This is a genomic window from Micromonospora sp. LZ34 (assembly GCF_052981855.1).
Genome location: NZ_JBRIQN010000011.1, coordinates 143,387 through 155,934, shown reverse-complemented (window position 1 = coordinate 155,934; position 12,548 = coordinate 143,387). Strand labels below are relative to the sequence as shown.

General features: G+C 71.4%; 11 protein-coding genes. 3 read left to right on the top strand and 8 right to left on the bottom strand.

Features of this window, described 5'->3' with window-relative positions; all coding sequences use genetic code 11:
• Window positions 1-10 precede the first annotated feature (10 nt).
• The gene (locus tag ACVCAH_RS15060; RefSeq protein ID WP_447136740.1) at window positions 11-1,015 is read right to left on the bottom strand and encodes a tyrosine-type recombinase/integrase; all 1,005 of its coding nucleotides are present in this window, start codon (window positions 1,013-1,015) and stop codon (window positions 11-13) included.
• Window positions 1,016-1,070: 55 nt separating this feature from the next.
• Between ACVCAH_RS15060 and ACVCAH_RS15055 the strand changes: the two genes are divergently transcribed.
• Entirely contained in the window at window positions 1,071-1,616 is a 546-nt protein-coding gene (locus ACVCAH_RS15055) for an AAA family ATPase (RefSeq protein ID WP_447136739.1), read from the top strand.
• A 393-nt stretch (window positions 1,617-2,009) separates the two neighbouring features.
• Here the strand turns inward: ACVCAH_RS15055 and ACVCAH_RS15050 are convergent, their stop codons facing one another.
• From ACVCAH_RS15050 to ACVCAH_RS15035, 4 genes are all read right to left on the bottom strand, one after another.
• Window positions 2,010-2,906 carry a sulfite exporter TauE/SafE family protein gene (locus ACVCAH_RS15050; protein ID WP_447136738.1) on the bottom strand — a complete coding sequence of 299 codons (897 nt, stop codon included), beginning with the start codon at window positions 2,904-2,906 and terminating at the stop codon, window positions 2,010-2,012.
• Entirely contained in the window at window positions 2,903-3,508 is a 606-nt protein-coding gene (locus tag ACVCAH_RS15045; RefSeq protein ID WP_447136737.1) for a rhodanese-like domain-containing protein, read from the bottom strand. The genes ACVCAH_RS15050 and ACVCAH_RS15045 overlap by 4 nt, the downstream gene beginning before the upstream one ends.
• Window positions 3,509-3,578: 70 nt before the next feature.
• Window positions 3,579-4,991 carry a rhodanese-like domain-containing protein gene (locus ACVCAH_RS15040; RefSeq protein WP_447136736.1) on the bottom strand — a complete coding sequence of 471 codons (1,413 nt, stop codon included), beginning with the start codon at window positions 4,989-4,991 and terminating at the stop codon, window positions 3,579-3,581.
• Between the two features lie 131 nt (window positions 4,992-5,122).
• Window positions 5,123-5,392 carry a metal-sensitive transcriptional regulator gene (locus tag ACVCAH_RS15035; RefSeq protein WP_447136735.1) on the bottom strand — a complete coding sequence of 90 codons (270 nt, stop codon included), beginning with the start codon at window positions 5,390-5,392 and terminating at the stop codon, window positions 5,123-5,125.
• 436 nt (window positions 5,393-5,828) lie between these two features.
• Between ACVCAH_RS15035 and ACVCAH_RS15030 the strand changes: the two genes are divergently transcribed.
• Complete coding sequence (locus ACVCAH_RS15030; RefSeq protein WP_447136734.1) at window positions 5,829-6,665, top strand: hypothetical protein; 837 nt, start codon at window positions 5,829-5,831, stop codon at window positions 6,663-6,665.
• Between the two features lie 255 nt (window positions 6,666-6,920).
• Here the strand turns inward: ACVCAH_RS15030 and ACVCAH_RS15025 are convergent, their stop codons facing one another.
• Both ACVCAH_RS15025 and ACVCAH_RS15020 read right to left on the bottom strand, forming a co-directional pair.
• A complete protein-coding gene (locus ACVCAH_RS15025; protein WP_447136733.1) occupies window positions 6,921-7,874 on the bottom strand; it encodes a sigma-70 family RNA polymerase sigma factor in 954 nt (317 codons plus the stop codon).
• Between the two features lie 10 nt (window positions 7,875-7,884).
• Entirely contained in the window at window positions 7,885-9,093 is a 1,209-nt protein-coding gene (locus tag ACVCAH_RS15020; protein ID WP_447136732.1) for an NAD(P)/FAD-dependent oxidoreductase, read from the bottom strand.
• Between the two features lie 309 nt (window positions 9,094-9,402).
• On the opposite strand from ACVCAH_RS15020, the gene ACVCAH_RS15015 reads away from it, so the two are divergent.
• Window positions 9,403-9,888, top strand: coding sequence for a carboxymuconolactone decarboxylase family protein (locus tag ACVCAH_RS15015; protein ID WP_447136731.1), 486 nt, complete (start codon window positions 9,403-9,405; stop codon window positions 9,886-9,888).
• A gap of 138 nt (window positions 9,889-10,026) precedes the next feature.
• On the opposite strand, the gene ACVCAH_RS15010 is transcribed toward ACVCAH_RS15015, so the two are convergent.
• Window positions 10,027-12,420 carry an ATP-binding cassette domain-containing protein gene (locus ACVCAH_RS15010; RefSeq protein ID WP_447136730.1) on the bottom strand — a complete coding sequence of 798 codons (2,394 nt, stop codon included), beginning with the start codon at window positions 12,418-12,420 and terminating at the stop codon, window positions 10,027-10,029.
• Between the last annotated feature and the right edge of the window lie 128 nt (window positions 12,421-12,548).

Sequence of the window (12,548 nt, the reverse complement as noted above, 5' to 3'; positions counted from 1 at the left end):
GCGCCCGCCCTCACGGCCGGCGCGCCCCGCGCACCAGCCCCGCCAGCGCCCGGTTGGTCCGGTTGGCCCGCACCGCGTCCCGCTGCTGACCGGCCGTCACCTCGATGTACGCCTGCGACGACGCCAGCGACGCGTGCCCCAGCAACCGCATGATCTCCGCCGCGCCCGCCCCGTCCTCGGCCAACCGGGTCGCGAACGTGTGCCGCAACGCGTGCAGCCGCGCGCCGCGCGGCACCCGGTCGCCGATGCCCGCCCGCCGGTAACATGACTCCACCAGGTACTGCAGCCCACCCCGGCGCAGCGGCTCACCCCGCCGGTCCACCAGCAGCGGCGCGTCCGGCCGCACCGTGCGCGACCCGAACCGCCGGGCCCGGCTGTCCAGATAGTCCACCAGCACCCGGTCCAGCTCCTGCTCGATCGGCACCACCCGCGGCCGGCCGCCCTTGCCCGCCACGTCGACGCGCCGCTCACCGGGCCGGCCCGCCAGCGAACCCACCCGCAGCGCCAGCAGCTCCGACAGCCGCAGGCCCGCGCAGAGCGCCAGCGCCAGCACCGCCAGATCCCGCTCCGGCCACGGGTCGCGCTGGCGGCCGTCGTCGCGGGCCACCGCCGTCAGCAACCGCTCCGGGGTGTCCGCCCCGCGCAGTGGCTTGGGCTCGGGGAGCGGGGCGCGGGGACGGTCGACCGCCGGCATCGGGTTGCCGGCGACCACCTGCTCGGCGACCAGGAAGGAGAAGAAACTGTTCCAGGTGGACCAGGCCCTATGTACCGACGCCGCCGCGCGCGGGGCGGCGTACCGGGCGAACGCCGCCCGCACGACCCGGGGAGTGAGGGCGGCGACGGGCAGGGCGTCGAGGGGGAGGGGAGGGGTGACGACCTGCCCGGCCAGGGCCGCGATCGTCCGTAGATCCCGCCGGTACGCCTCGACGGTGTGCGGGGACGGCTTGCGGGTGGCCCGCGCGGTCAGGAACTCCTCGATCAACCGCTGCACCGATTCGTCCTGTTTGTCATGCATAAGGGATATTATGCATGATTTTCGTGTTTCCGACAGTCCAGGGGAGGGGGCGGCAATGCGACGGTACGTGCTGACCGGCGCACCCGGAGCGGGCAAGACCAGCGTCGCCGAGGCGTTGCGTCGGCGGGGATACCCGGTCGTCGACGAAGCGGCCACCGACCTGATCGCGGCGGGGCAGGCCCGGGGCGTCGACGAGCCCTGGGCCGAGCCCGGCTTCGTCGAGGCGGTCGCCCGGCTCCAGCGGACCCGCCAGGAGGCGCCCGGAGCGCGCGGACCCGTGCAGGTCTACGACCGCTCGCCACTGTGCACGCTGGCCCTGGCGCGCTACCTGGGTCGGCCGGTCGGCCCGGGCCTGGCCGCCGAGGTCGAGCGGGTGACCCGCGAGGGGATCTACCAACGGCAGGTGTTCCTGGTTCGGCCGCTGGGTTTCGTGACGCCGACGGCGGCCCGCCGGATCGGCTACAGGGAGTCGCTCGCGTTCGCCCGGGTGCACGAGCAGGTGTACGCCGAGCACGGCTTCGACCTGGTCGACGTCCCACCCGGCCCGGTCGAGCGACGGGCCGCGGTCGTGGCGGCGTACCTGGGTGACCCGCCCCGATGAGGGAGGGCCCGATCCGGTCAACTTGACATAATGTACATTATCGAACCGAGACGTCCGTGAGCGGCTGGACGGAGATCCCGCTCAATTACCTCCGCGCGACCCGTGACGGCGGGCAGAGGTTGACCTGCCCCGGCATCTGGTCAGACAGCGCCACGAAGAACAGGACGATGAAGAGGCGCTGCGGGTGCTCAGGGCGGCCAACGGCCTCGAGGCCCTACCGTCCGGGTAAGTCCTCATCGGGCCGGTCGATGAGCCCTCCGGCGGCTCTCCTTCCGCCACCGTCGCAGCATTCGTTGTCGTGGATCTCGCCCGCGCCCGGTCTCTCCTCCCCCACGATTGGATGGTGAGGAGCGTTCACCGACGGCGTGGACGCCTCTCCGTCCGGTCAGCCCTTCATCTTGGTGCGACCGTCCGCAGGACGCGGCAGACCGGCCACGGGATCCAGGCGCGCTCGCTCCGGCACCCGGCGACGAGCAGCGCCGCCGCGGTGATCGTGCCGGCGAGGCCCGCCACCGCGATCCCCGCGACCGCGTTCCCAGGAAGTTGCTGGACCAGTACGAACGCGCCCATGACGACCACGAACCAACCGAACGCCTTACGCAGCACGACCTCCGGGACGCGCCCGACGAGCCGGCCACCGGCGAGGCTGCCGACCACGGCGGCGGCGGTCACAGCGGCCGCCAGGCCCCAGTTGACGCTGACGCTGGACAGGTACCCGGCCAGGCCCGCGAACGACTTCATCGCGATGACCACCAGCGAGGTGCCGACCGCGACCGGCATCGGCAGACCGCCGAGCAGCGCGAGCGCGGGCACCACCAGGAAGCCGCCGCCGGCGCCCACCAAGCCGGTGACCAGGCCGACGACGACGCCGTCCAGCACGACCCGCAGCACCGGGAGCTCGTGCGGAACCGGTTTACCGCCGGTGCCGCGCCGACCCCGGATCATCGCGGTCGCCGTGGCGAGCATCATCAGCGCGAAGCCGGTGAGCAGGACCGCCGCCGGGACGAACGCGGCGAGCCGGCCGCCGGCGTACGCGCCGGCCATGCCGGCGACCCCGAAGACCAGGCCCGTGCGCCACCGGATCCGGCCGGCCCGGGCGTGCGGCAGAACGCCCACCGCGCTGGTCACCCCGACGACGAGCAGCGAGGTGGCGATCGCCTCCTTCGCCGGCAGGTCGGCGACGTAGACCAGCAGCGGTACGGCGAGGATCGAGCCGCCGCCGCCGAGCAGGCCGAGGCTGATTCCGATGAGGACGGCCAGCCCGACGGTCAGGGCGAGGCTGCCGGTCACGACCGCCGCCCGTCTGTCGAGCCGTCGCGCAGCTGGCCGACGACGGTGTCCAGGTCGCAGCTGGCACCCCGGTTGTACGGAAGCTTGCCGAGCAGCATGCCCATCGCGCAGGTGTTGGTGACGGCGGCGAAGGTGAGGCCGGCGCCGATGAAGCCGGCCACCCATTTCAGGCCGGGTACGAACACCGAGGCCAGGATGCTGACCAGCACGATCGAGCCGGCGACCAGGCGGACCTGCCGCTCCAGGTCCCAGCGCGGGGTGCCCTGCTTGATCGGCGCGTTGGCGGCCTGCCACGCCATCATGCCGCCGCCCAGGACCTTCAGGTTGGGCAGCCCGGCCCCGGCGAGCGCCTGCTCGGCCTGCGCGGCGCGGGCGCCCGAGCGGCAGATCAGCACCACGTCCTCGTCGAGGTGCTTGCGCAGCTCGTCGCGGTGCTCCTTGAGCAGGTCGAGCGGCACGTTGTAGGCGCCGGGGATGTGCGAGGTCTCGAACTCCGCCGGGGTGCGCACGTCCAGCAGGCGCGGGGCGCGGCCCGAGTCGATCAGCTCGCGCAGGGTGGTGGCGTCGAGGGTGGCGGGGCGGGTGGTCTTAGAGGTGCTCATGTTCTCCTCGTTCAGGGGTGTTTGGTGGAATGTGGTCACCGGCCGGCCGCAGGCGGCGGCCGGTCGGTGCTCACGAGCGCAGGAAGCACTGTTCGGCCAGGGCGACGCCGGCCGCTTCGGCCTCGCCGAACTTGTCGTCGATGACGACGACGTCGCGGCCCGCGTTGGCCAGTAGCGAGGCGGCGGCGGTGGCCCGGTAGCCGGAGCCGCAGTGCACCCAGACGACGCCGGCGGGCACTTCGGCGAGCCGCTTCGGCAGGTCGGGCAGCGGGATGTGGACCGCGCCGTCGATGTGGCCGGCCGTCCACTCGTTGGTCATCCGCACGTCGAGGACCACGTCCGGGGTCGGCAGCCCGGTGGGGGTCCGCCCAGCCCGGGCGGCGGCCAGCGCGGGGAAGTCGGCCATCCGCAGCTCGCGCAGTTGGTCGCGGTTGGCCGCCCACTGCTCGGCCTCGCCGGTGGACTGGGCGGCGGGCCGGTCGATGCCGATGCGCACCAGCTCACGCTGGGCGTCGGCGACCTGCTCGGGCGTCTCGGCGAGCAGGGTGATCGGCACACCCCAGTCGATGAGCCAGCCGAGCCAGGTGGACATCGGGCCGTCGAGCCCGAGGCTGACGGTGCCGGCCAGGTGCGAGGCGGCGTACGCCTTGCGGTGCCGCAGGTCGACGACCCACTGCCCGTCGGCGATCCGCTGCCGCAGCTCGGTGGCGTCGGCCCGGGTCACCGGGGTGAGGTCGACCGGCGCGGGCCCGGCGGCGTTGGCCACGCCCATGTGGGCGTAGTACGCCGGGTAGGCGTCCAGCCCGGCCAGCGTCTCAGTCACGAAGTCGTCGGCGGCCAGCCGCAGCACCGGGTTGGCCTGCTTCTCCCGCCCGATTGTCGACTCGGGCGCGTCGGACTGGCTGGCGGAGCAGAAGCTGCCGAAGCCGTGGGTGGGCCAGACCTCGGCGCCGTCGGGCAGCAGGTCCGCCAGGCGCTTGGCCGAGGCGTACTGGTGGTGGGCGAGTTCGTGGGCGTGCTGCTTGCCGAGCAGGTCGGTGCGGCCGGTGGTGCCGAACAGCAGCGAGCCCCCGGTGAACACGCCCGCCGGCTGCCAGCCGTCGTCGGTCGCCTGGTCCAGGACGTACGACAGGTGGTGGAAGGTGTGACCCGGGGTGGCGACGACCCGCAGGCGCAGAGAGTCGGAGACGGCGACGGTGTCGCCGTCGGAGACCGGCACCCGGTCGAACTCGACCTCGTCGGCGGCGGCCACCAGATAACGGGCGCCGGTGATTCGGGCCAGTTCAAGCCCACCGGAGACGTAGTCGTTGTGGAGGTGCGTCTCGACGACGTGGGTGATGCGGACGCCCTTCTCGCCGGCGAGGTACAGGATCCGGTCGATGTCCCGCTGCGGGTCGACCACGATCGCCACGCGGCCGTCGGAGGCCAGGTAGCTGCGGTCGCCGAGGGATGAGGTCGCGATGACCGACACGTCAACTGCCACCGTCGTACTCCTTCCAACTTACATACCCCGGGGGGTATATAGGGAACAGGCTTCTGCCTTGTTCGCAGCGTGCGGTTATCCGCCCCCGGCCGCCGAGATGCGGCGGCGGGAGCGTCAGTTCTCAGATCGCGTCAGGCCAGGGTCAGGAAGAGCTTCTCCAGCTCCTCCTCGGTCATCTCGGGGGTCTCGCCTCGCTCCCGGGCGGCGTTGCAGTGCCGCATGCCGGAGGCGATGAGCTTGTAGCCCGCGCGGTCGATCGCCTTGGACACCGCGGCGAGCTGGGTCAGCACCTCCCGGCAGTCCTGACCGGTCTCCATCATCTCGATGACCGCGTTGAGCTGGCCCCTGGCCCGCTTGAGCCGGGTCAGCGCGTCGCTGGTCATCTCGGGCCGAAGTTTCACCTGCCACCTCCTGCGCTCAAACATACCCCGGGGGGTATCGGATCGCCACCGGATACCCCCCGGGTCGGCGGCGAATTCCCCGCCGGTTCGTGCGGCTGCCCCGCGCGCTACAACGGCGACACCGTTGCCCGCTGGTCACCCCGGATCCGTCGGGAGCCCGGCCCGGCCCCGGGCCTGGTCGGCGGCCGACCCGAGCTGCGGCGGCCGGTCGCGCCGATGCTCGCCGCCCCCGTCGACCAGGCGCCGGAGGGCCTGGACCTGGTCTACGAGCCGGGCCTTCCCGTACACCTCCTTTGTGTCTGTGTGCGGGTGAGCGACCCGCACACAGAGTGGAGGTCGGTGGGGAGGTGTCGCCCCGAGGTTGACCGCGTGGGATAGCGTATGCCGGTCTATTTGGGGAGATCCCCAGAATCCTTCGGGGGAAAGAAGCTGTCACGTGTCACTTTGGAAGAGGACCGCGGTTGTAGCGGTCTCGGCGCTCACGGCGCTCGCCGTCTCCGCTTGCGGCGCGAAGTCCGGCTCGTCCGAGGCGCCGGAGCAGCCCAGCGTGCTGCAGCTGCTTGCCAGTGATCTCAAGGGGTCGTTGCAGAAGACGATCGACGCCACCGACAAGACCGACTCGGTGACCGTGACGATGAAGGGCACGGCGGGCGGCGAGACACTCTCGATGCAGGGTGTCCTGGACCTGGGTGACCCGCTCAAGGCCGAGATGACGACGGCGGGCCCGGACGGCACTCCGACCACCGTCCGGATGATCGGCGCCGTGATGTACGTCGAGATTCCGGCGGAGGACCGCGAGAGCACGGGCGGGAAGCGCTGGATGAAGATGGACCTGAGCGTCGTCGGCGAGCAGGCGGGAATGGACTTCAGCAAGCAGTTCGAGGACGTCGACCCGACCAAGCAGGTCAAGACGCTGCTCGCCTCCGAGGGTGTGACGGTCGTCGGCGAGGAGACGGTGGACGGGGCGCCTACCGTCCACTACACCGTCACCACTCCCGTGGCGACCCACCTCGGGCAGATCGACGCCAAGCTGCGGGCGGGTGTCGAGAAGCAGTTCGCCAAGGAGGGCGTCAAGGAGATCAAGGTCGACCTCTGGGTCGACGAGCAGTACCGGCCACGCCGTGCGGCCATGGGCATGGGCAAGATGGGCGACATCACGGTCGACTACACGGACTACGGCAAGGCGGTGACCATCGAGACGCCGCCGCCGGCGGAGACGGCGGACTTCGCCGAGATGCTGCAGGGCCTGAAGGACCTGGGCGCTGGTAGCTGACCGGAGCTGGAATGCTGCCCGGCCGGCGAGGAGACTCACCGGCCGGGCAGTGCCATTTAGGAGCCGGGCAGATGTCGCGCAAGCTCAGTCCCTGGTCCCGGTGGTGCAGAGCCATCGCGAGCATGTCGTCGTCGGCGGCGCTGGCGCCACCGATGGTCTTGCCGCCGGGCCGACTCGTGGCCTTCGAGGGTTCGGTCGCGGATGTACTCGCGCTCCACCGGACAGCGCGGCGAGCACGGTGAACGCGACGCCGGGTCACCACTGGGCGATGAGCGGCATGTCCGGCTCGTGCTGCCGCCAGGCTTCGGTGAGGCGGGCGAGGCGGGTGGGGGCGGCGATGCCGCGCACGGTTGCGATCTTGCCGCCTGTGATGTCGAACGTCACGGCGCCGACGACCTGGTCGCCGAGCACGAAGAGGACGGCGGGGGCGCCGTTGACGAGCGCGTAGTAAATGGCGGGCGTGCCGCCGGCAAGTCGCCGTTTCGCGGGTGTGGGTTTGAAGCCGGCCCGTACGACGGCGGCGATGCGCTGCGGAGTGTCGTACCGCAGCAGCGTCTCGGTCAGGCCGGCGCCGTCGGAGATCGCGGTCGCGTCGTCGGTGAGCAGCGCCACCAGCCGTTCGGTGCGGCCCGAGGAGGCAGCGGCGAGGAATTCCTCGACGATCCTGCGGGCGGATGCCGGGTCGACTTCGCCGCCCCGGCGGCGCGCGGCGGTGATGCGGCGCCGGGCCCGGTGGAGGTGCTGCTGGCTTGCGGACTCGGTGATGTCGAGGATGTCGGCGATCTCGGCGTGGCTGTGGGAGAACGCTTCGCGCAGGACGTAGACGGCCCGCTCGAGGGGTGACAGGCGCTCCATGAGAGTCAGCACGGCCAGGGAGACCGATTCGCGCTGCTCGACAGTGTCGGCCGGGCCGAGCATCGGGTCGCCGTCGAGGAGCGGTTCGGGCAGCCAGGCGCCGACGGTGCGTTCGCGGCGGGCTTGTGCCGAGCGGAGCCGGTCGAGGCACAGGTTGGTGACGACCTTGGTCAGCCATGCTTCCGGCACCTTGATCCGCTGCCGGTCGGCGGCCTGCCAGTGCAGGAACGCATCCTGCACGGCGTCTTCGGCGTCGGCGGCGGAGCCCAGCAGCCGGTACGCCAGCGAGGCCAGCCGGAACCGGCTGGCCTCGAACCGACTGGTGTCGAAGCGATCAGTGGCGGTGCTGTCCACGCAGATCACCCTAGGCGGCTACGCCGACCGCCTTTTTGGCGGACGCATCCGGCGCGGCAGCCAGGCGGTGCTTGCGCTTGGGCAGGCCGAAGGTCGGGTGCGAGATGCTCCACAGCGAGATCTTGAGGATGCCCGACTTGATCCGCGCGGCCTTCCGGCCGCCCACGTACCTCGGCTTTGCTCGCGCGTCGTCATCGACCAGCTGCAGGATCCCGTCCCGCCGCCCGAGGCTGATGTGGTTGCCCGGGTAGACCAGCTTGGTGCTCGCGATCTTGCGGCCGGTCAGACGTCCCACGATCGCGTCCGTGGCCTGCAGGCCGGTGAAGCCGGCCGAAGCGCAGGACATCGGCAGCGGCCGGCCGTTGTCGCCGATGGCGTAGGCGCTGTCGCCGGCGGCGTAGACGTTCGGGTGCGAGACCGACCGCATGGTGCGATCGACGACGATCCGGCCGTTCTCGGTGACCTCCAGCCCGCTGGCGGCGGCGATGGGGTTGACCGCGAACCCGGCCGTCCACACCGTTACATCGGACGCCAGGGCGGTGCCGTCGGCGCACCGCACCCGCGCCGCTTCGACGGCTTCGACGCTGGTGTGCTCCAGGACGGTGATGCCCAACCGGCCGCAGGCCCGGCGCAGGTGGCTGCGGGCTCCGGCGGAGAGCCGGGCGCCCAACTCGCCCCGGGCGATCAGCGCAACCGACAGGCCGGGCCGGGATTCGGCGATCTCGGTGGCGGTCTCGATGCCGGTCAACCCGTCGCCGACGACCAGCACCCTCCCGCCTTCGTCCCGTCTGCTCAGGCTGCCCAGGCGCTCGCGCAGGCGCAGCGCCGAAGGCCGGGCGGCGATGTCGAAGGCGTGCTCGGTCACGCCGGGGACGCCGCGGTCGTCGCCGTGGCTGCCGAGCGCGTAGAGAAGCGTGTCGTAGCCGAGCTCGCCGCCGCCGTCGGCGTCGGCCACGGCGACGACCCGGCACTCGGGGTCGACGGCGGTGACACGGGCCAGGCGCAACCGTATCCCCGTGCCCGCGAAGACGTCGGCGAGCTTCCGAGCCTCGATCTCCTGCCCGGCCGCGAGCTGGTGCAGCCGCAGCCGCTCGACGAAGTCCGGCTCAGCGTTGACCACGGTGATCTCGGTATCCGCCGGGGACAGCCGGCGGGCCAGGTTCCCGGCCACGTAGGCCCCGGCATAGCCGGCGCCGAGGACGACGATGCGGTGCTTCATGTGTTGCTCCTGTCGGTTCGCCTGCTCTCGGTGAGTTGAGCGGGACGGCGCCCCGATTGCTGACAGGAACTGCATGTGGCATGGGCCATAGATCGGCAGGAGCGCCGCCCAACGATGCTCGCCGTCCTCGGACGACCACTCCCGGCGCATGCCGACTCCGCCCACGGTGGGTCACGGACAGGAGTCCGGGGCCGAGAGGCCTCGTGTCCGGGTGGCTGTGGCGCCCGTCACGGACCGGGGCTGTCACAGGGATCGGGTTGGCGGCATCTCGTGTTCGTCCCGCGAAACACCACGAGTGAGGACGAAGTCATGGACGCCCGGTTCAACATGTTCGACAACGACATCGCCGTCAAGTTCACCAAGCGGTTCGCCAACGCCGGCCTGGTGATCCACCAGTCGTCGCTGCCGAAGTCCACGCAGGAGCTGGTGTCGCTGCGCGCCAGCCAGATCAACGGCTGCGGCTGGTGCATCGACATGCACACCAAGGAGGCCACGGCCGCCGGCGAAACCGCGCTCCGGCTCAACCTGGTCGCCGCCTGGCGGGAGTCCACCGTGTTCACCGAGGCCGAGCGGGCCGCGCTGGCGCTCGCCGAAGAGGGCACCCGGCTCGCCGACGCCCACCAGGGCGTCTCCGACGAGACCTGGGCCCAGGTGCGCAAGCACTACGACGACGACCAGATCGCCGCGCTGGTCGCCCTGGTCGCCCTGATCAACGCGGCCAACCGGCTCGCCGTGATCGTGCACCAGAAGGGCGGCTCCTACGAGCCCGGCATGTTCGCCGCCGCGTTGAACTGATCGGCAGGCGCAGCGGGCCCGGCCCGGGATCATTCGATCCGGGCCGGGCCCGCGCATGTCCGGGCGCGACTACCGCCATCCTGCCCGCAGGGCCGACACCGGCGACCTGGCTGGCCAGGCGATGACCACCAGGCTCGGTCAGGCGCCGACGTAGGCCGCGAGGTGCTCGCCGGTGAGGGTGGAGCGGGCGGCGACGAGGTCGGCGGGGGTGCCCTCGAAGACGATCCGGCCGCCGTCGTGGCCGGCGCCGGGGCCGAGGTCGATGATCCAGTCGGCGTGCGCCATGACCGCCTGGTGGTGCTCGATGACGATGACCGACTTGCCGGAGTCGACGAGCCGGTCGAGCAGGCCGAGCAACTGCTCGACGTCGGCGAGGTGCAGGCCGGTGGTCGGCTCGTCGAGGACGTAGACGCCGCCCTTCTCGGCCATCCGGGTGGCCAGCTTGAGCCGTTGCCGCTCGCCGCCGGAGAGCGTGGTGAGCGGCTGGCCGAGGGTGAGGTAGCCGAGCCCGACGTCGGCGAGCCGGTCGAGGATGGCGTGCGCGGCGGGCGTGCGCGCCTCGCCGGCACCGAAGAACTCCTCGGCCTCGGTCACCGACATCGCGAGCACCTCCGCGATGTCGCGGCCGCCCAGCGTGTACTCCAGCACCGACGCCTGGAACCGCTTCCCTTCGCACTCCTCGCAGGTGGACTCGACGGTGGCCATGACGCCCAGGTCGGTGTAGATGACGCCGGCGCCGTTGCAGGCGGGGCAGGCGCCCTCGGAGTTGGCGCTGAACAGGGCCGGCTTGACGCCGTTGGCCTTGGCGAAGGCCTTGCGGATCGGGTCGAGCAGGCCGGTGTACGTCGCGGGGTTGCTGCGCCGCGAGCCGCGGATCGCGCCCTGGTCGATCACGACCACGCCGTCGCGGCCGGCGACCGAGCCGTGGATCAGGGAACTCTTGCCGGAGCCGGCGACGCCGGTGAGCACGCAGAGCACCCCGAGCGGGATGTCGACGTCCACGTCCTGGAGGTTGTGCGTCGACGCGCCGCGGACCTCCAGCTTGCCGGAGGACGTACGCACCGATTCCTTGAGGCTCGCCCGGTCGTCGAGGTGGCGGCCGGTGGTGGTGTCACTTCCCCGCAGGCCCTCCACGCTGCCCTCGAAGCAGATGGTGCCGCCGCCCGTGCCGGCTCCGGGGCCGAGGTCGACGACGTGGTCGGCGATCGCGATCGTCTCGGGCTTGTGCTCGACGACGAGCACGGTGTTGCCCTTGTCGCGCAGCCGCAGCAGCAGGTCGTTCATCCGCTGGATGTCGTGGGGGTGCAGGCCGATCGTGGGCTCGTCGAAGACGTAGGTGACGTCGGTGAGCGACGAGCCGAGGTGGCGGATCATCTTGGTGCGCTGCGCCTCTCCCCCGGACAGGCTGCCGGCCGGCCGGTCGAGCGAGAGGTAGCCCAGACCGATCTCGGTGAACGAGTCGAGGAGGTGTTGCAGGCCGCGGAGCAGCGGGGCCACCGTCGGCTCGTCGAGCTTGCGGACCCAGTCGGCCAGGTCGCTGATCTGCATCGCGCAGAGGTCGGCGATGTTCTTGCCGTTGATCTTCGACGACCGGGCCTCCTTGGTGAGGCGGGTGCCGTCGCACTCGGGACAGGTCGTGAAGGTCACCGCCCGCTCCACGAAGGCGCGGATGTGCGGCTGCATGGCGTCGACGTCCTTGGCGAGCATCGACTTCTGGATCTTGGGGATCAGGCCCTCGTAGGTGAGGTTGATGCCCTCGACCTTGATCTTGGTCGGCTCCCGGTAGAGCAGGTCGTGCAGCTCCTTCTTGGTGTACTTGCCGATCGGCTTGTCCATGTCGAAGTAGCCGCTGCCGCTGAAGATGCGGCCGAACCAGCCGTCCATGCTGTAGCCGGGGATCGTGAGCGCACCCTCGCTGAGCGACTTGGTGTCGTCGTACAGCGCCGACAGGTCGAAGTCGTTGACCGAGCCCATGCCCTCGCAGCGCGGGCACATGCCGCCGAGGCGGTGGAAGGTCGCCTTCTCGGTCTTGGTCCTGCCCGCACCGCGCTCGACGGTGATGGCGCCGCTCGCCTTCACCGAGGGGACGTTGAACGAGTACGCGTTGGGCGAGCCGATGTGCGGCTTGCCGAGCCGGCTGAAGAGGATGCGCAGCATGGCGTTGGCGTCGGTGGCGGTGCCGACGGTGGAGCGGGGGTTGGCGCCCATCCGCTCCTGGTCGACGATGATCGCGGTGGTCAGGCCTTCGAGCAGGTCGACCTCGGGCCGCGCCAGCGTCGGCATGAAGCCCTGCACGAACGCGCTGTAGGTCTCGTTGATCAGCCGCTGCGACTCCGCGGCGACGGTGCCGAACACCAGGGAGCTCTTGCCCGAGCCGGAGACGCCGGTGAACACCGTCAGTCGGCGCTTCGGGATCTCGACACTGACGTCCTTGAGGTTGTTCACGCGCGCGCCCAGCACCCGGATCATGTCGTGGCTGTCGGCGGCGTGCGGCGCAGGCGACTGCTTGCCCATCCTCGGGGCCATGCTCATCGTGTCTCCATCTGTCACGCGGGGCCGCTCTCGCGGGCTCCCGGCGTCGGCTGGCAGTTTCGGAAGGTACGTCTGGTTGTGGAATTCGGCGCGCTCGCGGCAGGGTCGCTCGCCGACCTCGATCGGCG

Bases quoted from the DNA above. Each gene is read 5' to 3' on its own strand.
- ACVCAH_RS15055 (WP_447136739.1), top strand. From the start codon at position 1,071: ATGCGACGGTACGTGCTGACCGGCGCACCCGGAGCGGGCAAGACCAGC.
- ACVCAH_RS15015 (WP_447136731.1), top strand. From the start codon at position 9,403: ATGGACGCCCGGTTCAACATGTTCGACAACGACATCGCCGTCAAGTTC.
- ACVCAH_RS15010 (WP_447136730.1), bottom strand. From the start codon at position 12,420: ATGAGCATGGCCCCGAGGATGGGCAAGCAGTCGCCTGCGCCGCACGCC.
- ACVCAH_RS15045 (WP_447136737.1), bottom strand. From the start codon at position 3,508: ATGAGCACCTCTAAGACCACCCGCCCCGCCACCCTCGACGCCACCACC.
- ACVCAH_RS15060 (WP_447136740.1), bottom strand. From the start codon at position 1,015: ATGCATGACAAACAGGACGAATCGGTGCAGCGGTTGATCGAGGAGTTC.
- ACVCAH_RS15020 (WP_447136732.1), bottom strand. From the start codon at position 9,093: ATGAAGCACCGCATCGTCGTCCTCGGCGCCGGCTATGCCGGGGCCTAC.